Annotated in this window: 29 protein-coding genes, 2 tRNA genes and 1 pseudogene; 22 read left to right on the top strand and 10 right to left on the bottom strand. The window is 71.2% G+C overall.

Features of this window, described 5'->3' with window-relative positions; all coding sequences use genetic code 11:
- The 6 genes from flgK (at position 1) to QDS12_RS10895 (ending at position 5,813) form a co-directional block, all read left to right on the top strand.
- Positions 1 to 1,380: a flagellar hook-associated protein FlgK gene (gene flgK / locus QDS12_RS10870; protein ID WP_279879008.1), complete on the top strand. Its 1,380-nt coding sequence runs from the start codon at positions 1 to 3 to the stop codon at positions 1,378 to 1,380.
- The gene (gene flgL, locus QDS12_RS10875) at positions 1,380 to 2,273 is read left to right on the top strand and encodes a flagellar hook-associated protein FlgL (protein WP_279879009.1); all 894 of its coding nucleotides are present in this window, start codon (positions 1,380 to 1,382) and stop codon (positions 2,271 to 2,273) included. Before flgK ends, flgL begins: the two co-directional genes overlap by 1 nt.
- A gap of 8 nt (positions 2,274 to 2,281) precedes the next feature.
- Entirely contained in the window at positions 2,282 to 2,701 is a 420-nt protein-coding gene (locus QDS12_RS10880) for a flagellar assembly protein FliW (protein ID WP_279879010.1), read from the top strand.
- Positions 2,702 to 2,722: 21 nt separating this feature from the next.
- Positions 2,723 to 2,968: a carbon storage regulator CsrA gene (gene csrA, locus QDS12_RS10885; protein WP_279879011.1), complete on the top strand. Its 246-nt coding sequence runs from the start codon at positions 2,723 to 2,725 to the stop codon at positions 2,966 to 2,968.
- 116 nt (positions 2,969 to 3,084) lie between these two features.
- The gene (locus QDS12_RS10890; protein ID WP_279879012.1) at positions 3,085 to 5,355 is read left to right on the top strand and encodes a chemotaxis protein CheA; all 2,271 of its coding nucleotides are present in this window, start codon (positions 3,085 to 3,087) and stop codon (positions 5,353 to 5,355) included.
- Entirely contained in the window at positions 5,352 to 5,813 is a 462-nt protein-coding gene (locus tag QDS12_RS10895; RefSeq protein WP_279879013.1) for a chemotaxis protein CheW, read from the top strand. Before QDS12_RS10890 ends, QDS12_RS10895 begins: the two co-directional genes overlap by 4 nt.
- 67 nt (positions 5,814 to 5,880) lie before the next feature.
- Here QDS12_RS10895 and QDS12_RS10900 read toward each other — a convergent pair whose 3' ends face one another.
- Positions 5,881 to 6,585, bottom strand: coding sequence for a response regulator transcription factor (locus QDS12_RS10900; protein WP_279879014.1), 705 nt, complete (start codon positions 6,583 to 6,585; stop codon positions 5,881 to 5,883).
- A gap of 101 nt (positions 6,586 to 6,686) precedes the next feature.
- A complete protein-coding gene (locus QDS12_RS10905) occupies positions 6,687 to 7,058 on the bottom strand; it encodes a hypothetical protein (RefSeq protein WP_279879015.1) in 372 nt (123 codons plus the stop codon).
- Positions 7,059 to 7,198: 140 nt separating this feature from the next.
- Between QDS12_RS10905 and QDS12_RS10910 the strand changes: the two genes are divergently transcribed.
- From QDS12_RS10910 to ctaD, 5 genes are all read left to right on the top strand, one after another.
- A complete protein-coding gene (locus QDS12_RS10910) occupies positions 7,199 to 8,374 on the top strand; it encodes a saccharopine dehydrogenase NADP-binding domain-containing protein (protein WP_279879016.1) in 1,176 nt (391 codons plus the stop codon).
- 114 nt (positions 8,375 to 8,488) lie between these two features.
- The gene (locus tag QDS12_RS10915) at positions 8,489 to 10,132 is read left to right on the top strand and encodes a methyl-accepting chemotaxis protein (RefSeq protein ID WP_279879017.1); all 1,644 of its coding nucleotides are present in this window, start codon (positions 8,489 to 8,491) and stop codon (positions 10,130 to 10,132) included.
- A gap of 129 nt (positions 10,133 to 10,261) precedes the next feature.
- Positions 10,262 to 11,248 (top strand): TIGR03557 family F420-dependent LLM class oxidoreductase, encoded by a 987-nt coding sequence (locus tag QDS12_RS10920; RefSeq protein WP_279879018.1) that lies wholly within the window; start codon positions 10,262 to 10,264, stop codon positions 11,246 to 11,248.
- Entirely contained in the window at positions 11,245 to 11,430 is a 186-nt protein-coding gene (locus tag QDS12_RS10925; RefSeq protein WP_279879019.1) for a hypothetical protein, read from the top strand. The genes QDS12_RS10920 and QDS12_RS10925 overlap by 4 nt, the downstream gene beginning before the upstream one ends.
- Before the next feature lie 62 nt (positions 11,431 to 11,492).
- Positions 11,493 to 13,106, top strand: coding sequence for a cytochrome c oxidase subunit I (gene ctaD / locus QDS12_RS10930; RefSeq protein ID WP_279880416.1), 1,614 nt, complete (start codon positions 11,493 to 11,495; stop codon positions 13,104 to 13,106).
- 12 nt (positions 13,107 to 13,118) lie between these two features.
- Here ctaD and QDS12_RS10935 read toward each other — a convergent pair.
- Positions 13,119 to 13,194 (bottom strand) — tRNA-Arg (locus QDS12_RS10935).
- Positions 13,195 to 13,349: 155 nt separating this feature from the next.
- Between QDS12_RS10935 and QDS12_RS10940 the strand changes: the two genes are divergently transcribed.
- Together QDS12_RS10940 and QDS12_RS10945 are read left to right on the top strand one after the other, a co-directional pair.
- Complete coding sequence (locus QDS12_RS10940) at positions 13,350 to 14,738, top strand: LCP family protein (RefSeq protein WP_279879020.1); 1,389 nt, start codon at positions 13,350 to 13,352, stop codon at positions 14,736 to 14,738.
- A complete protein-coding gene (locus tag QDS12_RS10945) occupies positions 14,735 to 14,914 on the top strand; it encodes a hypothetical protein (protein WP_279879021.1) in 180 nt (59 codons plus the stop codon). The genes QDS12_RS10940 and QDS12_RS10945 overlap by 4 nt, the downstream gene beginning before the upstream one ends.
- 50 nt (positions 14,915 to 14,964) lie before the next feature.
- Here the strand turns inward: QDS12_RS10945 and QDS12_RS10950 are convergent, their stop codons facing one another.
- From QDS12_RS10950 to QDS12_RS10965, 4 genes are all read right to left on the bottom strand, one after another.
- On the bottom strand, positions 14,965 to 15,327 hold the full coding sequence (locus QDS12_RS10950; protein WP_279879022.1) for an MscL family protein: 363 nt from the start codon (positions 15,325 to 15,327) through the stop codon (positions 14,965 to 14,967).
- A 69-nt stretch (positions 15,328 to 15,396) separates the two neighbouring features.
- The gene (locus QDS12_RS10955) at positions 15,397 to 16,044 is read right to left on the bottom strand and encodes an SAF domain-containing protein (RefSeq protein ID WP_279879023.1); all 648 of its coding nucleotides are present in this window, start codon (positions 16,042 to 16,044) and stop codon (positions 15,397 to 15,399) included.
- 51 nt (positions 16,045 to 16,095) lie between these two features.
- Positions 16,096 to 16,404, bottom strand: a complete 309-nt coding sequence (locus QDS12_RS10960; RefSeq protein WP_279879024.1) for an FmdB family zinc ribbon protein — start codon at positions 16,402 to 16,404, stop codon at positions 16,096 to 16,098.
- 45 nt (positions 16,405 to 16,449) lie between these two features.
- Positions 16,450 to 17,025: a 5-formyltetrahydrofolate cyclo-ligase gene (locus tag QDS12_RS10965; protein WP_279879025.1), complete on the bottom strand. Its 576-nt coding sequence runs from the start codon at positions 17,023 to 17,025 to the stop codon at positions 16,450 to 16,452.
- 86 nt (positions 17,026 to 17,111) lie between these two features.
- On the opposite strand from QDS12_RS10965, the gene QDS12_RS10970 reads away from it, so the two are divergent.
- The 8 genes and pseudogenes from QDS12_RS10970 to QDS12_RS11005 form a co-directional block, all read left to right on the top strand.
- Positions 17,112 to 18,497: a UTP--glucose-1-phosphate uridylyltransferase gene (locus QDS12_RS10970; RefSeq protein WP_279879026.1), complete on the top strand. Its 1,386-nt coding sequence runs from the start codon at positions 17,112 to 17,114 to the stop codon at positions 18,495 to 18,497.
- Positions 18,487 to 19,710 carry a gephyrin-like molybdotransferase Glp gene (gene glp / locus QDS12_RS10975; protein ID WP_279879027.1) on the top strand — a complete coding sequence of 408 codons (1,224 nt, stop codon included), beginning with the start codon at positions 18,487 to 18,489 and terminating at the stop codon, positions 19,708 to 19,710. Before QDS12_RS10970 ends, glp begins: the two co-directional genes overlap by 11 nt.
- 3 nt (positions 19,711 to 19,713) lie before the next feature.
- On the top strand, positions 19,714 to 20,232 hold the full coding sequence (moaC, locus tag QDS12_RS10980) for a cyclic pyranopterin monophosphate synthase MoaC (RefSeq protein WP_279879028.1): 519 nt from the start codon (positions 19,714 to 19,716) through the stop codon (positions 20,230 to 20,232).
- Positions 20,229 to 20,711, top strand: coding sequence for a MogA/MoaB family molybdenum cofactor biosynthesis protein (locus QDS12_RS10985; protein ID WP_279879029.1), 483 nt, complete (start codon positions 20,229 to 20,231; stop codon positions 20,709 to 20,711). Before moaC ends, QDS12_RS10985 begins: the two co-directional genes overlap by 4 nt.
- Positions 20,701 to 21,303 carry a GNAT family protein gene (locus QDS12_RS10990; protein ID WP_279879030.1) on the top strand — a complete coding sequence of 201 codons (603 nt, stop codon included), beginning with the start codon at positions 20,701 to 20,703 and terminating at the stop codon, positions 21,301 to 21,303. The genes QDS12_RS10985 and QDS12_RS10990 overlap by 11 nt, the downstream gene beginning before the upstream one ends.
- A gap of 87 nt (positions 21,304 to 21,390) precedes the next feature.
- Positions 21,391 to 22,299 (top strand): hypothetical protein, encoded by a 909-nt coding sequence (locus tag QDS12_RS10995; RefSeq protein ID WP_279879031.1) that lies wholly within the window; start codon positions 21,391 to 21,393, stop codon positions 22,297 to 22,299.
- Between the two features lie 44 nt (positions 22,300 to 22,343).
- Positions 22,344 to 22,416: transfer RNA gene (locus QDS12_RS11000), tRNA-Ala, on the top strand.
- Positions 22,417 to 22,555: 139 nt separating this feature from the next.
- Positions 22,556 to 22,692, top strand: a pseudogene (locus tag QDS12_RS11005) (heat-shock protein HtpX); the annotation flags it as partial.
- Between the two features lie 63 nt (positions 22,693 to 22,755).
- Here the strand turns inward: QDS12_RS11005 and QDS12_RS11010 are convergent.
- The 3 genes from QDS12_RS11010 to QDS12_RS11020 form a co-directional block, all read right to left on the bottom strand.
- Complete coding sequence (locus QDS12_RS11010; RefSeq protein ID WP_279879032.1) at positions 22,756 to 23,031, bottom strand: HU family DNA-binding protein; 276 nt, start codon at positions 23,029 to 23,031, stop codon at positions 22,756 to 22,758.
- Positions 23,032 to 23,179: 148 nt separating this feature from the next.
- Complete coding sequence (locus QDS12_RS11015; RefSeq protein ID WP_279879033.1) at positions 23,180 to 23,404, bottom strand: DUF2630 family protein; 225 nt, start codon at positions 23,402 to 23,404, stop codon at positions 23,180 to 23,182.
- A 71-nt stretch (positions 23,405 to 23,475) separates the two neighbouring features.
- Positions 23,476 to 24,081 carry a LysE family transporter gene (locus QDS12_RS11020; protein ID WP_279879034.1) on the bottom strand — a complete coding sequence of 202 codons (606 nt, stop codon included), beginning with the start codon at positions 24,079 to 24,081 and terminating at the stop codon, positions 23,476 to 23,478.
- A gap of 164 nt (positions 24,082 to 24,245) precedes the next feature.
- Here QDS12_RS11020 and QDS12_RS11025 point away from each other — a divergent pair, with 164 nt between their 5' ends.
- Positions 24,246 to 24,845, top strand: coding sequence for a hypothetical protein (locus tag QDS12_RS11025; RefSeq protein WP_279879035.1), 600 nt, complete (start codon positions 24,246 to 24,248; stop codon positions 24,843 to 24,845).
- The last annotated feature ends 3 nt before the right edge of the window (positions 24,846 to 24,848 follow it).

The following is a 24,848-nucleotide window of genomic DNA, read 5'->3' on the forward strand; positions in this document are numbered from 1 at the left end:
ATGACCGGCACGTTCGGGGGGCTCAACACCGCCCTCAGCGCGCTGCGCTACCAGCAGGTGGCGCTCGACGTCGCCAACAACAACATCGCCAACATCAACACGGACGGGTACGTCCGGCGCCGTGCCGAGGCCGGCGCGGTGGCAGCGCCCGACCAGCCGGCGATGTGGTCGAGGTACGACGGACACGGCGACGGCGTCCGCACCCAGCAGGTCAGCCGCCTGGTCGACCCGCTGCTCGACACGCGCTCGCGCCGCGAGAACGGCACGCTGTCCTACCTCACGGCGCAGCAGACGGTGCTCAACCGCGTCGAGACCGGGATCAACGAGCCCGGCGACAACGGCGTGACGGCCGCGCTCAAGGAGCTCAACAGCGCCTTCCAGGACCTCGTCTCCGACCCGGGCGGCACCGCTGCCCGCGAGACGGTGCTGGCGAAGGCCGCCGCCGTTGCGACCGCCTTCAAGGCGCAGTCCGACAACATCACCGCCGAGACGGCCGACCAGGAGCAGCACGCCAGCACCGTCGTGCAGCAGGTCAACGACGCGGCGACCGAGCTGGCCCGCCTCAACAAGACGATCAGGGTCGCGGAGCTCAACAACACCGACGTCGGCACCCTCTACGACCAGCGGGACCTGCTGGCGCTCAACCTGTCCAAGCTCACCGGTGCCGAGGTCAAGGTCCAGGACGACGGCCAGTACAACGTCACCGTCAAGGGCGTCGCCCTGGTCACGGGCGGCACCGCCAGCACGATGGCGGTCGCCGGCACGAGCCCGTCGGTCGCGGTGACGATCGGCAGCGACCCGGTGAGCGGGTTCAGCGGCGAGCTGGGGGCCGTCGTCGACGTGCTCAACAAGACGCTGCCGACCTACAAGGCGTCGCTGGACAAGATCGCGTCCGACTTCGCCGACGCGATCAACACCCAGCACGCGAAGGGCACCGGGCTCGACGGCAGCACCGGCCAGCCGCTGTTCACCATCGGCGACTCCGGCAACCCGGCCGCCTCGCTGACCGTCGCGGTCACCGCCCAGCAGCTCGCCGCGGCGGGCCCGGGCACGGGCACCCTCGACGGCAGCAACGCCGACGCGCTGAGCCGGATCACCAAGACGGCCAAGAACGCCGACGGCACGACCGTGGAGTCGGCGTACTCGGCGCTCGTCACCGGCTTCGGCACGACCGTGGCGAGCGTCAACCGGCAGACCAGCAACCAGCAGGCGCTGACGCAGCAGGTCGACGACGAGCGCGAGCAGATGGCCGGCGTCAACCTCGACGAGGAGACGATCAACATGGTGGCCGCCCAGCACGCCTACGAGGCAGCCAGCAAGGTGCTGTCGATCATGGACTCGATCCTCGACACCCTCATCAACGGGACAGGAGTGGGCTGATGGCGATCACACGCGTGACCCAGCGAATGATGTCGCAGCGGTCGCAGAACGCGGTGCAGGGTGGCCTGACCAGGCTCGCCAAGGTGCAGGAGCAGATGGAGACGGGCCGCAAGCTGAACCGGCCGTCCGACTCGCCCGCCGACACGGCCACCGCCCTGCGAGTGCGCAGCTCGCTCGCCGACCAGACGCAGTTCCTCCGGAACGCGGACGACGGCAAGGCCTGGCTGAGCACGGTCGACACCGCGCTGAGCGGCATCACGTCCCAGGTCCAGCGGGCCCAGGTGCTCGCCCAGCAGGGCGCCAACACCGCCTCGATGTCCCAGACGGCGCTGGACGCGCTGGCGACCGAGGTCGACCAGATCCGTGCCAGCGTCCTGCAGCAGGCCAACACGCAGTACCTCGGCCGACCGGTCTTCGGCGGTACGACGGACAAGGCGACGGCCTTCGGCACCGACGGCACCTACCAGGGCGATGCCGGACAGGTCCAGCGCCGCGTCGGCACCGACACGACCGTGCAGGTCAACGCCGACGGGGTCGCGACGTTCGGTCCCGACGCCGACAACCTGTTCAGCCACCTGGCGGCCCTGTCGACCGCGCTCCGCGACCCGAACGGCGCCGCCGGGGTCCAGTCGGCGATCGCCACCCTGGGCGCCGACCTGACCAACCTCAGCGCCGCCCAGGCCACCGCGGGCGCCCGCTTCAACCGCATCGACAAGGCCAGCGACCTCGCGTCGCAGTCCCAGCTCCAGCTCAAGTCCTCGCTGTCCGACGTCGAGGACGTCGACCTGGCGGAGGTGGCGATCGACCTGAAGACGCAGGAGGTCGCCTACCAGGCGGCGCTCGCGGCCACCGGCAAGACGATCCAGCCGAGCCTCTTGGACTTCCTGCGATGATCGCGACCATGACCAAGTCGGCGGCGGCCCCGGCCAGCGTTCAGCACGAGCTCCCCGTCATCGAGCTCATCCACCCGATGCCGGGCTTCCCCGACAGCCACCGGTTCGCCCTGCAGCCGCTCGACGAGACCGGGGTGCTCAGCGCGCTCCGGTCGCTCGACCACGCCGACCTGCAGTTCCTCGTGGTGCCGCCGGGGAGCTTCCACCCGACGTACGCGCCGGAGATCGACGACGAGATCGCCGCGGAGCTGGAGCTGTCGGCCGCCGAGCAGGCGCTGGTGCTGCTCGTGGTGCACGCCGGCCCCGACCTGGCGTCGACGACCGTGAACCTGCGGGCGCCGATCGTCGTCAACATCGGCACCAGCCGCGCTGCGCAGATCGTCCTGGAGGACGTCTCGCTGCCGGTGGCCGCGCCGATTCTCGGCTGAGCGGCACGGTAGCGTGGGCCCATGCTGGTCCTGAGCCGTCGCGTTGGTGAGAGCGTCGTCATCGGCGACGACGTCACGGTCACCGTGCTCGAGGTACGCGGCGACGTCGTCCGCGTCGGCATCGACGCGCCCCGCTCGGTCAGTGTGCACCGGGCCGAGCTGCTCGCCGAGCTGGCGGCCAGCAACCAGGAGTCCGCCTCGCCGAGCCAGGACGCCGTCGAGTCGCTCAGCGCGGAGCTCGCCCGCGCGCTCCGCAAGCCGTCCTGACCGGCCGTCCCCGCGCTGCCCGACTGTCGCGGTGACCCCTGGGCGGACCACCACCGCCAACCGGCTCAGACGGTCCGTCCCTCCGCCGATAGGTCGGCGGAGGAGGGCCGTAGAGCATGATGGACGACGACGCCGAGATCATCGCCGAGTTCCTCGTGGAGAGCCACGAGAACCTGGACCAGCTGGACCGTGACCTGGTCGAGCTGGAGCAGCACCCGGGTTCCCGGGAGCTGCTGTCGAGCATCTTCAGGACGATCCACACGATCAAGGGGACGAGCGGCTTCCTCGCGCTCGGTCGCCTCGAGAAGCTGACCCACGTCGGCGAGACGCTGCTGTCGCAGCTCCGCGACGGGCAGAAGACGATGACACCGCCGATCGCCGAGGCGCTGCTGCGGATGGTCGACACCGTCCGCGCGCTGCTCGACGTGATCGAGCGGACCGGCAAGGACGAGGACGCCTCCGTGGACGTCGCGCCCGTGGCCGCGCTCATCGAGGCGCTCCTCGCCGGGGAGGAGCAGGCCGCCGACGTACCGGAGGTCCTGCTCGTGCCCGCCGCGGCGGTGGCCGAGCCGGACGGGGTCCGCCACGCCGGCTCCAACGGCGTGGCCGTGCTCGAGCGCACCGAGGTCGCCGACGTCCCCCCGGTCCCGCCGGCGCCGCGCGCCCCGGAGGCGCAGGTCGCCCCCGAGCCGGAGCCCCAACCGGTGCCGGCCGCCGAGGAGCCGGCCGCGCCGGCGGAGGTCGAGGAGGACCCCGCCGAGCGGCGCACCCTCGTCGACGCCTCCGTCCGCGTCGACGTCGACCTGCTCGACAACCTCGTGCAGCTCGTCGGCGAGCTGGTGCTCACCCGCAACCAGCTGCTGCAGCGGACGCTGGTCTCCGAGGACGTCGAGCTGATCCGGGCCGGCCAGCGGCTCGACCTCGTCGCCAGCGAGCTGCAGGAGTCGGTCATGAAGACCCGCATGCAGCCGATCGGGCAGGTCTGGTCGAAGATGCCGCGCATGGTGCGCGACCTCTCGCACCAGCTCGGCCGCGAGGTCGAGCTGGTGATGGAGGGTCACGAGACCGAGCTCGACCGCAGCCTGCTCGAGGCGCTCAAGGGCCCGCTGACCCACCTGGTCCGCAACTCGATGGACCACGGGATCGAGAAGCCCGACGAGCGGCTCGCCGCCGGCAAGTCCCGCTCCGGGAGGCTGCACCTGCGCGCGTTCCACGAGTCGGGCCAGGTCGTCGTCGAGATCACCGACGACGGCAAGGGCATCAACCCTGACAAGATCGCCAGCGTCGCGATCGAGCGCGGCGTCGTCTCCCGCGAGCAGATCGCCCGGATGGACACCCGGGAGATCGTCAACCTGATCTTCCGTCCCGGCTTCTCCACCGCCAGCGAGGTCACCAACGTCTCCGGGCGCGGTGTCGGGATGGACGTCGTCCGGACCAACATCGAGCGCATCGGCGGCTCGGTCGACCTGCAGAGCGAGGCCGGGCGCGGCACGACCGTCCGGGTGCGCATCCCGCTCACCCTCGCGATCATCCCGGCCCTCGTCGTCGGCGAGAACGGCGAGCGCTACGCGATCCCGCAGGCCAACCTCGTCGAGCTGGTCAGGCTCGAGGCCGACGACCGGAACCTCGAGTTCCTCGACGGCGCCCCGGTGCTCCGTCTGCGCGGCCGGCTGCTGCCGCTCGTCTCCCTCTCGGAGGCGCTCGGCGGCCGGCGCGTGGACGGCGAGGCGCTCAGCGTCGTGGTCCTGCAGTCCGACGACGTGCGGTTCGGCCTGTGCGTCTCGGCGGTGCACGACACCCAGGAGATCGTGGTCAAGCCGATCGGCCGCCAGCTCAAGAGCCTCGCGATGTACGCCGGCGCCACGATCATGGGCGACGGCCGGGTCTCTCTGATCCTCGACGTCGCGGGCCTGGCCCGCGAGCAGAGCATCGACGCGACCCAGACCGACGCGACCGAGGTGCGGGCCACCGACGACGACCGCACCCAGCTGCTCGTGCTCGAGGTCGCCGGCGGCCGTCGCGCCGCCCTGCCGCTCGCCGCTGTCGCCCGGCTCGAGGAGTTCGACCGCGACCGCGTCGAGCGCTCCGGCGCCGCCGAGGTGGTGCAGTACCGGGGCGGCCTGCTGCCGCTGGTCAGGCTCGCGCCGACGATCGGCCTGCCCGACACCTCCGACAGCCATGACCAGATGTCGGTCGTCGTCCACGAGAGGGCGAACCGCGCGGTCGGCATCGTCATCGACCGGGTCCTCGACGTGGTCGAGATCGCCGTGTCGTCCTCGCAGGTGGGTAGCCGGCCGGGTGTGACCGGCACCGCCGTCGTCCAGGACCGGGTCACCGACCTGGTCGACATCGAGGCCGTCGTGGCCTGGGCAGGAGCCTCCGCATGAAGTCGCTGACCGACGTCGCGCAGTACTGCACGTTCTGGATCGACGACCTCTTCTTCGGGGTCGACGTCGACGACGTCCAGGAGGTGCTGCGCCACCAGCCGATGACGCCGGTCCCGCGCGCCAGCGAGGGCGTCCAGGGACTCATCAACCTGCGCGGACAGATCGTGACGGCCGTCGACCTGCGGTTCCGGCTCGGTCTGCCGCCGCGCGGCGACCGGCTGCCGATGAACGTCATCGTCCGCAGCCGCGGCGAGGTCGTCAGTCTCCTGGTCGACGACATCGGCGACGTCGTGGACGCCGCCGGGCTGGCGGTCGAGCAGATCCCGTCGAACATCCCGGGGGAGGTCCAGCAGGTCGTGCGCGCCGTGCGTCCGCTGCCCGACAAGCTCCTGCTCGTCCTCGACTCCGACAGCGCCGTCGAGGTCCGGGCCGCCGAGCCCGCGGGCGCGACCGCCTGATCCCAGCAGCACGAAAGCCGGGCCCCTGCGTGCAGGGACCCGGCTTTCGGCGTTCGAGTGGCGTCTGTCAGTACGCCGGCTCGGCGACCGGGGCGACACTGCGCGGCGCGGGGACGCTGGCGTGGCCCCCGCCCTCGCCGCGCAGCTTGAGCGCGAGCACGGCCGCCTGGGTGCGGTGCTGCACGCCGAGGCGGGCGAGCAGGCCGGTGACGTGGTTCTTGACCGTCTTCTCGGCGAGGAACAGACGCTCGGCGATCTGCCGGTTGGTGAGGCCCTCGGCGATGAGGAAGAGGATCTTGCTCTGCTGCGGCGTCAGGTCCGTGAGCAGGTCCAGCGACCGGCGGTGGAACTGCACCTGCTCCACGACCCGCGCGGCGACCGCGGGATCGATGAGGCTGTGGCCGCTCGCGACGAGCCGGACGCCGCTGACCAGCGAGCTGCCCTCGATCTGCTTGAGCACGTAGCCGGCCGCGCCGGCCAGGATCGCCGCGGAGATCGCGCTGTCGTCGTCGTACGACGTCAGGATGAGGCCCTTGATGCTGGAGTCGACGGCACGCACCTCGCGGCACACGTCGATGCCGGAGCCGTCGGGCAGGTGGGCGTCCAGGACGCACACGTCCGGACGGAGAGCGAGGATCGCCTCCTTCGCCTCGGCGGCGGTGGCCGCCTCGCCGACGACCTCGATGTCGCCTTCGGACTCGAGCAGGTTCTTGACTCCCCGCCGGACGATCTCGTGATCATCGACGAGGAACACGCGGATGTGGCCTCCCATGGCGGGGATTCTGGCGAACCGGAGACCCCGTCCGCAGGCAAATGGCAGACCCCGTCCCAGGATCGGTCGAACGTCCCGATCCGTAGCCCGATCGGGCTACGTCACAGTGCCTTGTCGGCGCGGCGGCGCCGGGCGGCGGCCGGGAGCGTCGCGGAGGACGACCGGAGCCTGCCGAGCAGGTCGAGGAGGTCCTGCTTCGTGATCCGCTCGCCGATGGGCTCGGGGACCCCGTGGAGACGCTCGTGCGCCTCCTCGTCGGTGAGCCGGACGCCGATCTGGATGCGGTAGACCGTGTCCTCCGGCTCGAAGGCCAGGTCGGCGACGAAGCCCGAGTAGTAGCCGCGCACGCGATCGTGCAGCACGACCTGCTCGCCGGGCTCGAGCCCGCGGGGGAGCGAGGCCGCGACGTGCGACACGGACGCCGAGCGGCAACGCATCGTGAAGTCGCTCAGGTCGAGGTCGATGGCCTCCATGGACGGTCCCTCCTCAGTGGGGCTCGGCGGGGGCTCTTACCCAGACGGAACTCCCACGAAACTTCCTACTCGAGGGTAACGACCGATCCAGGAAATGGGGACGAAAGTCCCGAGGATGTGCTCCATGGCACGCTGTGCCGATGACCAGCGACCGCGAACTCGACCTCGTCCTCTTCGGCGCCACTGGCTTCACCGGCGCCCTCACTGCGGCCTACCTCGCCGAGCACGCGCCCGACGGGCTGCGCTGGGCGCTCGCCGGACGCAACCAGGCGCGGCTCGCCGAGGTGCGCGACGGCCTCGGCCCGGCGTACGCCGACCTGCCGCTGCTGCACGCCGACGTCTCCGACCCGGCGTCCCTGGCGGCGCTGGCGGAGCGGACCCGCGTGGTGATCACGACCGTCGGCCCCTTCCTCGAGCACGGCGAGCCGGTCGTCAGGACGTGCGCCGACGCGGGCACCGACTACGTGGACCTCACGGGCGAGCCCGAGTTCGTCGACCGCATGTACCTCGCCCACCATGCGACGGCCGTCCGCACCGGCGCCCGGATCGTGCATGCGGGCGGGTTCGACTCCGTGCCCCACGACCTCGGCGTCCTGCACCTGGTCCGCGAGCTCGAGAAGAGCGGGCCGATCAACGAGCCGCTCGTCGTCCGCGGCGTCGTCAGGAGCGGTGCGGCGCTGTCGGGAGGGACCTTCCACTCAGCGCTCGGCCAGTTCGCCCGGCCGCGGCAGATGGCCGAGGCCGCGCGCGCCCGCCGTGCGGCGGAGCCGAGGGCCGCCGGGCGGACGTCGCGGGCCGTGAGGGGCAAGCCCGGCCGCGACGCGGAGCTGGGCCACTGGCTGGTGCCGCTGCCGACGATCGACCCGATCATCGTGGCGCGCAGCGGGGCGGCCCTGCCGGCGTACGGTCCGGAGTTCCGCTACTCCCACTTCGCCGGCACCAAGACGCTGCGCTACGCCGTCGGTGGTGCCGCGCTCGTCGGCGGGCTCGCCGTCGCGGCCCAGCTGCGTCCGCTGCGCGAGGCGCTCGGGCGGCGGCTGCCGCAGGGGGAGGGGCCCTCGGAGCGGCGCCGCGACACGTCGTGGTTCACCGTCGACCTGCTGGGCGAGACCGGCGGCCGCCGGGTCCGCACGCGGGTCGCCGGCGGCGACCCCGGCTACACCGAGACCGCCAAGATGCTCGCCGAGTCAGGGCTCTCGCTCGCCTTCGACGACAGTCCGCCGACGGCCGGCCAGGTCACGACGGCTCAGGCGATGGGCGATCACCTCCTGCGGCGCCTGCAGCGCGCGGGCATGAGGTTCGAGACCCTCTCCTGAGCGGCGACCACGTCTGCTCAGGTGGAAGTGGGGACTGCCGAAGGTAGGTGCGGTGACCGCCCGGGGGTTGCCCTTCCGACACCCGCACCGTTCTTCGAGGTCTCCATGACTGCCGTGAGCATTCCCCCCAGCTCCGCCGCCCTCCCCGTCGCCCGGCCCGCCGGCGCCAAGCGTCTGGTCGCCTGGTTCGCCGACCGTGGCATCCAGACCAAGCTGATGACCGCCGTCGGCCTCCTGGGCGCCGTCGCCATCGTGAGCGGCGTCTTCGCCGCCCGCGGCCTGACCGCCGCCAGTGACGACCTCTCGACGCTTGCGACCTCCAACGCGACCGTCACGATGCCGCTGGGCGCCGTCCACCAGAACGAGATCAAGGCGCGGATGCAGATCGCCATGTTCGCCGCTCAGACGACCGCGAAGGGCCGCGACGACTGGAAGGCGCAGATCGCGTCGAACGACGCCGACGTCGAGAAGTCGATCGCGCAGGTCGACGGGGTCCTGGCCGGCCAGAGCTGGTGGGACGCGTTCAAGGCGAGCTGGGTCGAGTTCAAGGACGTCCGCGACAACGAGCTCATGCCGGCCATGAAGACCAACGACGACGTCACGTTCCTGAGGATCTACAACGCGAAGATGGCGCCGGTCGTGAGCAAGATGGCCGACGCGATGGACGCGGCCGATGCCTCCGGCGTCGCTTACTACAAGAGCCAGGCGAGCGCTGCCGTCGCCCAGGCCAAGCACAACTACCGGCTGCAGTTCATCATCCTCGGCCTCGGGCTGGTGGTCGCGTTCGCGCTCGCCTTCGTCATCGCCCGCAACACGCTGCGCCGGATCCGCTCGGTGCAGACCTCGCTCGAGGCGATGGCCAACCGCGACCTGACGGTGGCGGCGCACGTGGACTGCGCCGACGAGGTCGGCCAGATGGCCAACGCGCTCCTCGAGGCGCAGCGCAACTTCAGCGAGGTCATGGCCCAGGTGGTCGGCTCCGCCGACGCCGTCGCCGCGTCCGCCGAGGAGCTGTCCGCGTCGTCGGTCCAGATCGCCGCCGCCGCCGAGGAGACCAGCGTCCAGGCCGGCGTCGTCGCCAACGCCTCGGAGCGGGTCTCCAGCAACGTCCAGACGGTCGCCGCCGGGTCGGAGCAGATGGACGCCTCCATCCGCGAGATCGCCCGTAACGCCACCGAAGCGGCTCGGGTCGCCTCCACCGCCGTCAGCGCCGCCCAGACCACCAACGACACCGTCCGTCGGCTGGGCACCTCCTCGGAGGAGATCGGCAACGTCGTCAAGGCGATCACCTCGATCGCCGCGCAGACCAACCTGCTCGCCCTCAACGCCACCATCGAGGCCGCTCGTGCCGGCGAGATGGGCAAGGGCTTCGCGGTCGTCGCCAACGAGGTCAAGGACCTCGCCCAGGAGACCCAGAAGGCCACCGAGGAGATCATCGCCAAGGTCCAGACGATCCAGGCCGACACGAGCGGGGCGATCGAGGCCATCGGCCAGATCACCGAGGTCATCGGCACGATCAACGAGTCGCAGCTGACCATCGCCTCGGCCGTCGAGGAGCAGACCGCGACGACGATGGACATGAGCCGCAACGTCACCCAGGCCGCCACCGGCGCCGGCGAGATCGCCGAGAACATCGGCGGTGTCGCCAGCGCCGCCGCGAGCACGACCGAGGCGGTCACCCAGTCGCGCAACGCGACCGACGAGCTCGCTCGGATGGCCGCCGACCTGCGCGCGCAGGTCGCCTCGTTCGTCTACTGAGGCAGGGAACCACCCGCCCGAGACGCGGCTCGCCCCTCTCACGTACGCCGCACGGCCACGTGCGACGTCGCGGAGCGGACGGGCCGCGTCCTGGTGCATCGGCCCCCGCGGCAGGGGTACAGGCCGACCATGAAGATCGGCTACTTCCTCTCGTGCGAGGAGTACGACCCCCGCCAGCTGGTCGAGCAGGCCGTGCTGGCCGAGCAGGCGGGGTTCGACGGACTCTGGATCAGCGACCACTTCCACCCGTGGAACGACGAGCAGGGCGAGAGCCCGTTCGTCTGGGGCGTGATCGGTGCCCTCTCCCAGGCGACAACGCTGCCGGTGACCACCGCCGTCACGTGCCCGACGATGCGGCTCAGCCCGGCGATCACCGCCCAGGCCGCCGCGACCGCGGCGGTGATGCACGAGGGCCGCTTCCGGCTCGGCGTCGGCAGCGGTGAGGCGCTCAACGAGCACATCCACGGCGACGCCTGGCCCTCGGCCGACGTACGGCTGGAGATGCTCGAGGAGGCCGTCGCGGTGATGCGGAAGCTGTGGACCGGCGAGGAGGTCACCCACCACGGCCAGCACTACACCGTCGAGAACGCCCGTATCTACACGCTGCCCGACGCTCCGCCGCCGGTCTACGTGTCCGGCTTCGGGCCGAAGGCCACCGAGCTGGCCGGGCGGATCGGCGACGGCTACGTCACGACGTCGCCCGACACCGAGCTCCTGGACCTGTTCCGCCGGGTCTCGAGCGGGAAGCCGGCGATGGCCGGATTCAAGGCGGCGTACGCACCCAGCGAGGACGAGGGCGTCGACCACGCCCATCGGCTGTGGGCCACGGCCGGCCTGCCGGGCGAGCTCGCGCAGGTGCTTCCCTCGCCCCGACACTTCGAGCAGGCGGCCACGCTCGTCACCCGCGAGCAGACCCGGGACGCGATGGTGGCCGGGCCTGACGTCGAGCGCCACGTGGAGTCGTTTAAGCCCTACCTCGACGCGGGCTTCGAGGAGGTCTACGTTGCCAATATCGGCCCGCACTACCGGGAGATGATCGAGGTGTTCGGCAAGGAGGTCCTGCCCGCCGTACGAGCCCACGCCGACGACAGCGGGCTGATCGGAGCGACGTCATGAGCCTCTGGTGGTTGGTTCCCGTGGCCGTCGTGATCGTCGTCGTCTGGGCGGCGTTCTACATCGGCGCCTTCATGAAGGACCGCCAACGCAGCCGTGACACGGCGAACGACGCCGAGCGGCTCCACGTCGACCCGCACGGTCCCACGTCGACCCCGCGCCACCAGCAGGACCGAGACACGTGAGGCGCCCGGACGTCGCGACGCCGGGGGCACGTCCCGCCCTCGGACGCCGCGTCGTCGGGCTCCTGACGACCACCGACCACAAGACGATCGGTCGGCTCTACCTCACCACGTCGTTCGTGTTCTTCATGATCGCGGGCGTGATGGCGCTGATCATGCGTGCCGAGCTCGCCTATCCGGGCATGCAGATCGTGAACGAGGACCGCTACAACCAGCTCTTCACGATGCACGGCACGATCATGCTGCTGCTGTTCGCGACCCCGCTGTTCGTCGGGTTCGCCAACGTGATCATGCCGCTGCAGATCGGTGCGCCGGACGTCGCGTTCCCGCGGCTCAACATGTTCAGCTACTGGCTGTTCCTGTTCGGCGGGATCATCGTGCTCTCGGGCTTCCTCACGCCCGACGGCGCGGCGAGCTTCGGCTGGTTCGCCTACACGCCACTGTCGGACGCCGTGCGCTCGCCTGAGGTGGGCGGCGACCTGTGGGTGATGGGGCTCTGGATGGCCGGCGTCGGCACGATCCTCGGCTCGATGAACTTCGTGACGACGATCGTCACCATGCGGGCGCCGGGCATGACGATGTTCCGGATGCCGATCTTCACCTGGAACGTGCTGCTGACCTCGATCATGGCGCTGATCGCGTTCCAGGTCCTGGCGGGCGCGTTGCTCATGCTGGAGGCCGACCGCCAGCTCGGCGCCCACGTCTACGACGCCAACCACGGGGGAGCGATCCTCTGGCAGCACCTGTTCTGGTTCTTCGGCCATCCCGAGGTCTACATCATCGCGCTGCCGTTCTTCGGGATCGTCTCGGAGGTGCTCCCTGTCTTCTCCCGGAAGCCGGTCTTCGGGTACGTCGGCCTGGTCGGTGCGACGATCACGATCACGCTGCTGTCGATCTCGGTGTGGGCGCACCACATGTTCGTCACCGGTGCGGTCAACCTGCCGTTCTTCTCCGGCATGTCGTTCCTCATCGCCGTGCCGACCGGGGTGAAGTTCTTCAACTGGATCGGCACGATGTGGGGCGGCTCGGTCAGCCTGGACACGCCCATGCTGTGGGCGATCGGCTTCCTGACCACGTTCCTGTTCGGCGGTCTGACCGGCGTCATCCTGGCCAGCCCGCCGCTGGACTTCCACGTGTCCGACTCCTACTTCGTGGTCGCCCACTTCCACTACACCGTCTTCGGGACGGTGGTGTTCGCGATGTTCTCGGGCTTCTACTTCTGGTGGCCCAAGCTGACCGGCCGGATGCTGGACGAGACGCTGGGCAAGATCCACTTCTGGCTGCTCTTCATCGGCTTCCACACCACCTTCCTCGTGCAGCACTGGTTGGGCGTCGAGGGCATGCCGCGGCGGTACGCCGACTACCTGCCGTCGGACGGGTTCGAGCGGCTCAACCAGGTCTCGACGGTCGGCGCGTTCCTCCTGGGCCTCTCGATGGTCCCGTGGTTCGCGAACCTCTGGGTCTCGCGCCGTCACCCGCTCGTCACGGTGGACGACCCCTGGGGCTGGGGCCGCTCCCTCGAGTGGGCGACGTCCTGCCCGCCTCCCCGCCACAACTTCGCCGAACTGCCCCGGATCCGCTCCGAGTCGCCCGCCTTCGACCTGCACCATCCCGAGATCGCGGCGGTGGGGCAGGAGCGGGAGCACGAGCCTGCGGGCGAGGTGGGGGCTCGGGGGTGACCCTTCAGCCTGTGGTGCCCCGGGCGAGAGTCGAACTCGCGACCTTTCGCTTAGGAGGCGGCTGCTCTATCCACTGAGCTACCGGGGCGAACGCCTGTCATCTTGGCATCACGCGGCACGGAGGGCGAAACCGCCTCCGTTTGGGGTTCTCCCGTCTGGCCAGTCACAATTGAACGATCCACGTACATTCTCGGAGGACGCACGAGGGATGCGCCCGAGACCCCGACCTGAGCGATGGTGAAGATGACCGACGTCGAGCAGAGCTCTGCCCACGTCGGTGGGTCGTCCCGAGATGACATCGAGGACACCGCCATCCGTCCGGTCGACCCGCGGATCGCGCGACGCGGATCGTCCCGCGGGCCCCGGGGCGGCCGGCGCCGGGCCACGACGCGCAAGCGCCACACGGTCTTCAAGGTCGTCCTCACCACGGTGGTCGTGCTGGCGATGATCACCGGTCTGGGCGTCGCGTATCTCTACCGCGACCTCAACGGCAACCTCACGATCGCCAACTACAAGGACCAGTTCGTCGAGAAGGCCCCGAAGAAGGTCGAGTTCGCCGGCCCGACCGACCCGATCAACATCCTGATCATGGGTGAGGACTCGCGCGACTGCAGCGGCTGCGGTGTCGACAAGGAGAAGACGGCCGGGCTCTCCGACACCACGATCCTGCTGCACCTCTCCCGCGACCGGAAGCACGCCTACGGCATCAGCATCCCGCGCGACTCGCTCGTCGAGCGGCCGGAGTGCAAGAAGGAGGACGGCAGCATCGTCCCGGGTTCGAGCCGGACGATGTGGAACGCCGCCTTCGCCTACGGCGGACCGGCGTGCACGATCAGCCAGTTCCAGCACGACACCGGGATCCCCGTCGACTACTCGGTGGTGGTCAACTTCGGTGGGTTCAAGGGGATGGTCGATGCCGTCGGCGGCGTCGACGTCTGCGTCCCCGAGACGTTCTACGACTCCTACACCAAGACGACCTTCGAGGGCGGCACCCACAAGCTGGACGGCACCAAGGCACTGGCCTACGTCCGCGTCCGGCACGGCATCGGCGACGGGTCGGACATCGGGCGTACGCGCCGCCAGCAGGCGTTCATCGCCTCCATGGTCAACCAGGTGATGTCGGCCAACACGCTGGCCAACCCGATCAAGGTCGTGAAGTTCCTCCGGGCAGCGACGAAGTCGCTGGAGCTCTCCGAGGTCGGCTCCACCGGCCTGGGCAACATCAAGGAGCTCGCCGGCCTCGCGCTGCAGTTCAAGAACATCGGCCTCGACAAGATCGAGTTCCTCACCGTCCCGTTCGTCTACGGCAGTGGGGACGAGCGTGGCCGTGTCCTGTGGACGTCTGACGCCACGAAGGTCTGGGACCGCATCAAGAACGATCGCCCGCTGGGCGACGTCCTGACGGCCAACTCGATCAAGGTGAACCACGTCCCCGGCCAGGCCGCGAGCACCAACCCGGCCTCGCCGAGCTCGTCCTCGTCGCCCTCCTCCTCGCCGAGCGGCGGGGCCTCGTCCTCGCCGACTGCCGGCGCCTCGGCCGGCGGCTCGCCGTCCTCGTCCTCGACCGGGAAGTCCGACGGGCTGACGGAGACGCAGAAGAGCGATCTCAAGCAGGTCGGTCTCTGCACGTGAGCGACGAGCGCCTGACCGAGGACGAGCCGGACTGGGAGCGCAGGCGCCGGCTCGCCCGGATCTTCGGTGACGTGCTCCCCGACACCACGCGCGACGAGAAGGACGACCCCGAGACCACCGAGCGGGGCACCGACGCCTGGCTCCGGGCGCAGGTCCCCCCGCACCACGGTTCCTGAGGAGCGCGCATCCGGGAGGTCGGCTCCCGACGCCGGCGTCGCGGCGGGGCTCAGACCTGGCGCGCGGCGAGCAGGTCGCGGATCTCGGTCAGCAGGGCGACGTCCTCGGGTGTGCCCGGCTCGTCGGTGGCGGGGAAGTAGCGCGCCTTCGCCTTCGTGTAGGGCATGACGATGAAGAAGTACACGACGGCCGCGAGGATGAGGAACGAGATCACCGCGGTGACCCAGGCGCCGAGCGAGACGCCCTCGGGCCGCCACCCCGAGAAGTCGGGCTGGTCCCCGAGCTTGCCGATCAGGTCCATGATCAGCGTGACGGTCGCGGTGACCACGGTGGCGAAGGCGCCGCCCATGATGAAGGCGACGGCCAGCTCGATCAGGTTGCCGCGCAAGAGGAAGTTCTTGAAGCCGGTCATCTGGTCGTCTCCGTGTCGTCGGTTGAAGTCGTCGGTCGATAGGGAGATCTCCCCGAGTCGGCCTCGACCCTAGTGAACGAACGCGAACGTCAAGAAAGCGCGTACCGCCGCGTCGGTGACGCGGGGCACGGCCTCGTCGGGGACCCCGGCGACGATGAGACGGCCGCTGAGGCCGGCCGTGTCGGACGTGCCCCGACCTCCTGGCGGCGGCACCGCGAGCACGAGTACGTCGGCCGCGACCCGGGTCGCCTCCTGCGACGAGGCGGCCGCGTCGCCGGCGGCGGCGACGGCGTAGAGGTCGATCCGGTCGCCGCTCTCGAGGAGCCCCGCCATCGCCGCGTCCGAGAGCCGCACCGGCAGCGCGACCAGTCCCGGATGGCCGGTCGAGAGGGCCGGCCCGACCAGGCGGGCGTCGGTGATGGGCTCGCCGCGCCGGACCGGCGCAGCCAGCACGGCGTCGGCCGGGTCGCGGACCGTGCCGTCGGGCACCGCGCCGGGCGGGACGCTCGTCGTGGTGAGGTCGGCGGCCGAGAGGGTCTCACCGGCGGCGAGGTCGTGCGCCGCGACCGTCATCGCGACGGTTCCGGTCTCCGGAGGCCGTACCGCCGCCAGACCCGCCGTGACGGCGACGGCTGTCAGCAGGCCGGCGAGCAGCCGCCGGTGGGCGAGCAGCCGACGCCGGAGGCGGGGGAGGAGGCGGGACGTCGCGGCGAGCACGCCACGACGCTAGGCCGGATGCCGGATCGGTGTCTCCGGCTCTCCACAGCCTCAGTCGGCGGAGGACGCGGCGGCGGTCGACGTCGTGGACCCGCCGCTCGACGAGCCGCTGTCCGAGGAGGACGAGCCGCTGTCCGAGGAGGACGAGCCGCTGCTCGACGCGGTCGTGGTGCTCGAGGACGAGCTCCGGCTGTCGGTCCGGTAGAAGCCGGAGCCCTTGAAGACGACGCCGACCGCGTTGTAGAGCTTGCGCAGCTTGCCGCTGCACGACGGGCAGACGGTGAGGGCGTCCTCGGAGAAGCTCTGGAACTGCTCGAAGGCGTGGCCGCACTCGGTGCAGGCGTACTGATAGGTAGGCACGATGATCTCCTGGGTCTAGCACTCGCCGGTGGCGACTGCCAGATTCTAGAACGTCTGGCGCAGTCGCACGATTCCGGACGGTGTCACCGCTCCCGTGACCGGTCGGTCGTGGGCCTCGACGGGTACCGGCACGCCGACCTCCTCGTCGTAGAGCAGGATCCAGACGGGCGTGCCGGCCGGCACCCGGGCGAGCGCACGGTCGTAGGAGCCGCCGCCGCGGCCCAGCCGCTCACCGGCGCCCGAGACCGCCAGCCCCGGCACCAGCACGAGGTCGGCGGTGGCCACAGCGTCCACGCCCAGCAGCGGCCCGGCCGGCTCGAGCAGGCCGCGCCGCGCCGGGACCAGGGTGCCGGTGTGCACCGCCCAGTCCACGTCGTTGTCCGGTTGGAGCACGGGCAGGATCACCCGCGTGCCTCGCAGGAGCAGCTCCTCCAGCAGCAGGCCCGTTCCCGGTTCGGTGCCCATCGACACGTACGCCGCCACGGTCGCCGCCCGACGTACCTCCTCCGAGGCGAGCAGGTGCTCGGCGATCGCCGCGGCCGCCTGACCGACCTCGGTCAGCGAGCGGCGACGCCGGCCGGCGAGCAGCTGGTCGCGGGTACCCAGCTTGCGCACGGACATGCCTGACGCGCCGTGTGACTCGTTTCCGTCCCCAGATGTGGAGAACGATTGCCGGTCGGACACTCCCTCAGCCTACGATCGAAGGCATGGGTAGCGCAGGGCTCCAGAAGGCGGCCGCGAAGATGCGGGACGCCGGGGTGGACGAGGTCGCGGTCGAGACCTTCGCCCACTACTACCGACTGCTCGAGCACGGCGAGACGGGCATGATCCCGGAGTCGACGATCGACCCCGTCGACATGCCGGCGCTGGCCGACGTGACGGTGTCCGACGAGGACGCCGCCGCCGCGCTGCGCACCACCGCCGTCATCAAGCTCAACGGCGGTCTCGGCACCTCGATGGGCATGGACCGGGCCAAGTCGCTGCTGTGCGTGCGCAAGGGGCTGTCCTTCCTCGACGTCATCGCGCGCCAGCTCCTGCACCTGCGGAAGACCTACCAGGCGCCGCTGCCGGTCCTCTTCATGAACTCGTTCCGCACCTCGGCGGACACTCTCGACGCCCTGGCGCGCTACACCGACCTGCCGGTCGAGGGCCTGCCGCTGGAGTTTTTGCAGAACAAGGAGCCCAAGCTCCTGCTCAAGGACCTCTCCCCGGTGAGCTGGCCGAAGGACCCCGAGCAGGAGTGGTGCCCGCCCGGCCACGGCGACCTCTACACCGCCCTCCGCGGCACCGGCCTCCTCGACCTGCTCATCGAGCAGGGCTACGAACGGGTCTTCGTGTCCAACTCCGACAACCTCGGCGCCGTGCCCGACCCGAAGGTGGCCGGCTGGTTCGCGACCAGCGGGGCGCCGTTTGCGATCGAGGCGGTCCGCCGCACCCCCAGCGACCGCAAGGGCGGCCACTTCGCTCGGCGCAAGTCCGACGGCCGGATCATCCTGCGCGAGACCGCGCAGACCCTGCCCGAGGACGTGGAGGCGCTGCGCGACCTCAGCCGCCACCGCTACTGCTCGACCAACAACCTGTGGTTCGACCTGCGCGCCATGAAGGAGACGCTCGACATGCGTCACGGCATCCTCGGGCTGCCGCTGATCCGCAACGTCAAGAACGTCGACCCGTCGGACAAGACCTCCCCGGAGGTCGTGCAGATCGAGACGGCGATGGGCGCCGCCATCGAGGTGTTCGAGGGCGCGGCGCTCATCGAGGTCGGTCGCGACCGGTTCGTCCCGGTCAAGACCACCAACGACCTGCTGGTGCTGCGTTCCGACGTCTACGACCTGGCCGACGGCTTCGTGCTCGACCAGACGGTCGAGTCGATCCCCTTCATCGACCTCGACGACCACTACTACAAGGTCGTCGGCGAGTTCGAGAAGCGCTTCCCCGAGGGCATCCCGTCGCTGCGCAAGGCGACCTCGCTGAAGGTCGACGGCGACTGGACCTTCGGCAAGGGCGTCCAGGTCATCGGCGAGGTCGAGCTCAAGGGTGCGGGGGCTCAGCGGGTCGAGCACGACTCGGTACTGTCCTCAGGTGGCCACTAGCGATCTGATCTCCGTCGACGAGCTCCGCGAGCGGATACTCGCGGACATCGAGCCGCTGCCGGCCTACCCGCAGCCGCTGATGGACGCCTACCGGCTGGCCTGTGCCGAGGACGTCCACGCCGAGATCTCGCTGCCGAGCTTCGACAACTCCTCGCACGACGGCTACGCGGTCCGCTTCGAGGACGTCGCCGCCGCCACCGACGAAGCGCCCGTGCACCTACCGGTCGTCGGCGAGATCGCCGCCGGCCAGGCGGGCCTGCTCGCCCTCTCACCGGGTACGGCGGCCAAGATCATGACCGGCGCTCCGATGCCGACCGGCGCCGACACGGTGGTTCCCTACGAGTGGACCGACCGGGGTGTCGCCCGGGTCGTCATCACCCAGGGGCCCGACGACAAGGGCGAGCATGTGCGGCCGGTCGGCGACGACGTCCGGTCCGGCGACCTGCTCGTCGAGGAGGGAACCGTGCTCGGTCCCCGCCAGCTCGGCCTCCTCGCGGCCGTCGGCCGGGCCACCGTGGCCGCCCGGCCGCGCCCACGCGTCGTGATCCTCTCCACCGGCAGCGAGCTGCGCGACCCGGGGCAGCCGCTCGGCCACGACTCGATCTACGACGGCAACTCCTACCTGCTCGCCGCCGCCGCCCGTCGCGCGGGCGCCATCGCCTACCGCGTCGGCATCGTCCCCGACGAGCCGACCAAGTTCCTCGAGGCGCTCAACGACCAGCTCGTCCGCGCCGACCTCGTCATCACGTCCGGCGGCGTCTCGCAGGGCGACTACGACGTCGTCAAGGAGGCGCTGCGGCCCGAGGGCGTCTGGTTCGGCGGCGTCGCCATGCAGCCGGGCAAGCCGCAGGGCTTCGGCCGCGTGGGCGAGGACCGGATCCCGATCTTCACGCTGCCGGGCAACTCGGTGTCGTCGTACGTCTCGTTCCAGGTGTTCGTCCTCCCTGCGCTGCGCCGGATGATGGGCATGCGGCCGGAGGTGCGGCCGGTCGTGCCGGCCCGGCTCACCCACGCGATCTCGTCGCGACCCGGGCTGCGCCAGTTCCTGCGGGGCGACTACGACGGCTCGTCGGTGAGCCCCGTCGGCGGTGCCGGCTCGCACCTGATCGGCGACCTCGCCAACGCCAACTGCCTGATGGTGATCCCCGAGGACACCACGTCCGTCCCGGCCGGCGCGACCGTCGACGTGCTCCCACTGGACGAGGAGTTCTAGGACATGCCACCCGAGTTCACCCATCTCGACGCGTCCGGCGCGGCCCGCATGGTCGACGTCACAGGCAAGGACGTCACCTCCCGGACGGCCACGGCGACCGGCCGGGTGCTGGTCTCGGCCGAGGTGGTCGCCCTGCTGCGGGGCGAGGGCGTCCCGAAGGGCGACGCGCTCGCGGTCGCGCGGATCGCCGGGATCATGGGCGCCAAGCAGACGCCGTCGCTGATCCCGCTGTGCCACCCGCTGGCGATCTCGGGCGTCACCGTCGACCTCGCGGTCACCGACGACCTGTCGACAGGGTCAGGAGGAGGCGCCGTCGAGATCACGGCCACCGTGCGGACCTCCGACCGCACCGGGGTGGAGATGGAGGCGCTGACCGCCGTCTCGGTCGCCGCGCTGACCGTGGTCGACATGGTCAAGGCGGTCGACAAGCGTGCCGTGATCACCGACGTCCGCGTCGAGTCCAAGACCGGCGGCAAGTCGGGGGACTGGACCCTTCGACAGGCTCAGGACGACGCCCCATGACCCACCACTTCCCGGCGGGCGTCGTCGTGGCCTCCAACCGCGCCGCGGCGGGGGTCTACGAGGACACGACGGGGCCGCTGCTCACTGTCTTCCTCACCGACCTGGGCTACCTGGTCGGTGAGCCCGCGGTGGTCCCGGACGGCGAGCCGGTCGGCACCGCGATCCGCGGCTTCATCGGCGCCGGAGCGCGCGTGGTGCTCACCACGGGCGGCACCGGGCTGACGCCCACCGACCAGACGCCCGAGGTGACCCGCCCCCTGCTCGACCGCGAGGTCCCCGGCATCGCCGAGGCGATCCGCGCCGCGGGCGTCGCGAAGGGCGTGCCGACCGCGATGCTCTCGCGCGGCCTCGCGGGTCTCGCGGGGGACTGCCTCGTCATCAACCTGCCGGGCTCGCGCGGCGGGGTGAAGGACGCGATCGAGGTGCTGCGTCCGGTCCTGGAGCACGCCGTGGAGCAGTCGGTGGGCAGTGATCACTGAGTCGAGGCCCGGCGCCGCGTGGCCCGTGACGCTGCGCTCCGGCGAGGTGACCGTCCGGCCCCTCTCGCCACGTGATGCGACCGAGTGGCGGGCGGCTCGCCAGCGCAGCGCCGCCTGGCTGCGACCCTGGGACGCGACCGTGCCGCCCGGCGGCGACGCCCGCCCGACGACGTTCCGCTCGCTGGTGAAGCGGCTGCGCAAGGCGGCCCGGCAGGGGACGGCGTACCCGTTCGCGATCGAGGTCGACGGCCACTTCGCGGGTCAGGTGACGGTCTCCAACATCGTGCGCGGCTCGGCGATGTTCGCCTCCGTGGGCTACTGGATCGACGTCGCGTACGCCGGCCGCGGGATCGTGCCGCGCGCCGTCGCGCTCGTCATCGACCACTGCTTCGCGACCGGGCTGCACCGGATCGAGGTGGCGATCCGGCCGGAGAACTCCAACTCGCTCCGGGTCGTCGAGAAGCTCGGCATCCCGGAGGTGGGGTACGCCCCGCGCTACCTCCACATCGACGGTGACTGGCGCGATCACCGGCTCTACGGGATCACCGCCGAGGACGTTCCGCCGGGTGGTCTGATCCGCCGCGTGACCTGAGTTCAGTCCCACCAGTCACAGCAGCAATTTGCGACACACCTGTGGACATCCGACCCACCGTGCGCTACCGCTTCTAACCTCTCGTACGTGGATCCCAGCGCCCTCATCTTCGTCGGCCTCGCCCTCGCCTGGGCGGCCTATCTCATCCCCAAGGCGCTCGAGCACCACGAGGCGGGCGCGCGCAGCCGGACCGTCGACCGGTTCTCCCACACGCTGCGGGTGCTCGCCCGTCGCGAGGCGGTCGACCGTCGCCAGACCCAGCTCGTGCGGAACCGCAAGCCGGCGGCGCCCGCCGCCGACGTGCCCGAGCCCGCCATGGAGCCGGCCACCGCCACCGGTTCCGAGACCGAGCGCCCGGTCGACCACTCCGCCGCGCCGGAGGTGGAGCAGACCGGCTTCTTCGCCGCCCAGACGTTCGTCCGCCGCAGCGCCGCCTCCCACGCCGCGCGCCGGCGCCGCCGCGTGCTCGGAGTGCTCCTGCTCGTGACCGCCATGGTCGGCGCGATCGCCGCGGGCCGCGTCATCAGCGCCTGGTGGATCGTCGCGCCCGTCGCCCTGCTCGCCGGCTGGCTGGTCGCCTGCCGGATGATGGTCAAGGGGGAGCGGGCCGCGCGTCGCCCCGTCCAGCGGATCACCGACCCGAAGGAGCCGGAGCCCATCGGCATCGAGGACGCCGTCCGGTTCGACGAGACCGCCGAGGTGCCGGCCGTGCGGGCCGAGGTCGCCGACGCCGAGCCGATCGCCTCGGGCGACGGCTGGGAGCTCGTGCCGGTCACGCTGCCGACGTACGTCTCGAAGCCGGCGGCGCGCCGTTCGGTCAACGCGATCGATCTCGACTCAACCGGCGTGTGGACGTCCGGTCGGACCGCGGCCGACAGCGCGCTGGCCCAGCAGGCCGACGCCGTGCGTGCCGCGGGAGCTGCCGGGGCTGCCGGGGCTGCCGGGGCTGCCGGGGCCGACGCGGCTGCTTCGCACAGGCGCGTGAGTGGGGCCTGATTTCAGGTCGGGCGTCGGGTGCTGCTAGCCTTTCCGACGCACTCGGGGGTGTGGCGCAGTTGGTAGCGCGTCTCGTTCGCAATGAGAAGGCCAGGGGTTCGAATCCCCTCACCTCCACCGAGTAGAGAACCCCGCTTGACCTGCTGAAAGGCAGCTCAGGCGGGGTTTCTGCTTGAGCGGACCCGGGAGCGCGGCCGGCTCGCCCCATGGTCGAGCGAGGTCCTGCCCTCCAGCTCGGGGTGGGCGTCGGCCAGGGTGCCCGTTCCACCCCGGCAAGCGCTACGAGGACTGGGTCCTCGAGGATCGCGCGGGCACGACATCCAGCGGGTGCGCCCCCTCCGCGACGAGATCCGACGACGCGTCGAGACGCTGATCGGGGAGCTGGTCCCCTGAGGGCGTCTCACGGCCGGCCGGTGCTCGCCGCGGAAGGGGCGACCCGGGGTGGGCCGCCGGTGGCTAGCCGTTCAGCAGCTTCTTCAGGGCCGAGGCGGGCTTGAAGCCCGCGCTCGTCGATGCCGCGATGTCCATCGACTCGCCCGTCTGGGGGTTGCGGCCGGTGCGAGCCGCGCGCTCGCGCGTCTCGAAGGTCCCGAAGCCGGCCAGGGCGACGGACTCGCCCTTGGACAGCGCGTCCGAGATGCCCTTCAACGCGGCGTCCAGGGCACGGCCCGCCGCGGCCTTGTCCGTCCCGGCCTCCTGCGCGATGTGCTCGACGAGGTCGCTCTTGTTCATGTCTCCTCCGAATCTGACGGGTGTTCCTGGCGTTTCCGCCTGCTCATGCGTGCCCGCCTCGAGCAGGTGCCATGCATCATCGTTGCCTCACGTGCGCGTGTTCGCGGTCCGGCGGGCATGCGGACACGCGTGCCTGCCATGCGGACGTTCAGCCCTGATAGCCCTCGACCGTACTAGTAGAACGGACCTCGGCGCCGGACTCCGGCTGTCCGAACTCCCGCTTGGCGCGCCGCTGACGGAGCAGGTCCCAGCACTGGTCGAGCTGCTCCTCGAGGTGGCGCAGCCGCTCGGGGTCGTGGGCCTCGCCGCTGCGGAGGCGGTGCTCCTCGTCGACCAGGTCGTCGATGCGCGTGAAGATGTCGTTGTCGGCCATGGGCCCACTGTGGCACTCCGTCGTGCTCTCCGAACACCTCTGCTGGGCGAAGATCGTGCCCTGGCGGGGCCTCAGCGCTCGGTCGCGAGCCGCGCGCCGAGGCCGACGAAGCACGCGGCGAAGGCCTGCCGCAGCCGGCGCATCACCCGCTCGCTGCCGAGGACGCGCTCGCGGAGCCGACCGGCCAGGGCGGCGTACGCGACGAACACGACGAACGTCATGAGCATGAAGACGGCGCTGAGCGCCAGCATGAGCGGCAGCGAGCCGTCGCCGGCCGGGACGAACTGTGGCAGGAAGGCGACGAAGAAGATGGTGAGCTTCGGGTTCAGCAGGTTGACCGCGACGCCGTTGAGCAGCACCGACGCGGTGGTGGTCCGGTGGGGCGCTGCGTCGAGGCGGAGGGCGCCGGTGTCGCGCCAGGTCGACCAGGCGAGGTAGAGCAGGTAGGCGACGCCCGCGTACTTCACGGCCTGGTAGGCGACCCCGCTCGCGTGCAGGAGCGCGGCCAGGCCGGTGATGGCGGCGAGCAGGTGCGGCAGGATGCCGAGGGTGCTGGCCGCCGCAGCGACGACGCCGGCCCGCGTCCCGCGGGCCAGCGCGGCCGCGACCGTGTAGACGGTCCCGGAGCCGGGCAGGAGCACGATGACGAGCGAGGTGAGCAGGAACGTGGGGGTCACGGCGTCAGTCTCGACGCCGTGGGCGGACGATGTCGACCCTCGGATGGCTTTACCCTGGGACCGACCTGCCGATAGACACCCAGGACGTGCGGACGACGGACGTCGGCGAGCGGTCCAGGAGGACTGAACATGCGCGACGAGCACCGGACGTCGGGAGCGTGCCGATGACGGCCGACCGTCGCCAGCCCGTCGCGCGCTACGTGGTCTTCGCCGACGAGGCGACCCAGGAGCAGTTCGGGGACGTCGCCGAGGAGGCCTATCGCGACCTGGCCAGGCTCGACCAGTGGACCGGGCAGGTCCCGCTCGTGCTGTCCGCTCCCGAGACGGCGAAGGCGAAGCGCCGCCTGCTGCGCCGGGCCGTCCCCGAGACGCACGGCCCGCCCGAGACCGTCAACGTCACCGGCGCACTGGCCGCGGCCGGCGAGACCGGACGGGACGTGCCTGGTCGGGTCGGGGACCTCGACGGGTGCGCGGCCGAGCGCAAGCTCGCGGCGACGATGGGCGACGTGGTCCTCGACCTCACGCGCGACCTGGCCCGCGAGGGCCTGGCCGAGCAGCGCGCACACCCGGCGTACCGCCAGACCCTGCGCCTGGCCGCCGAGCTCCGGGCGCTGCACACGGTGCTCGTCTCCGTCGGCTGCTCCCAGTCGTCCGGGTGCGTACACCTCCGGCAGCCCGAGCACTGGGGCCGGCGCGCCGAGGACGTCGAGATCGCCGAGGTGCGGGCGGTGCTCGTCGAGCTCGCCGCGCACGCGGAGGGCTGACCG

The organism is Nocardioides sp. CER19, from assembly GCF_029846275.1.
GTDB lineage: Bacteria > Actinomycetota > Actinomycetes > Propionibacteriales > Nocardioidaceae > Nocardioides.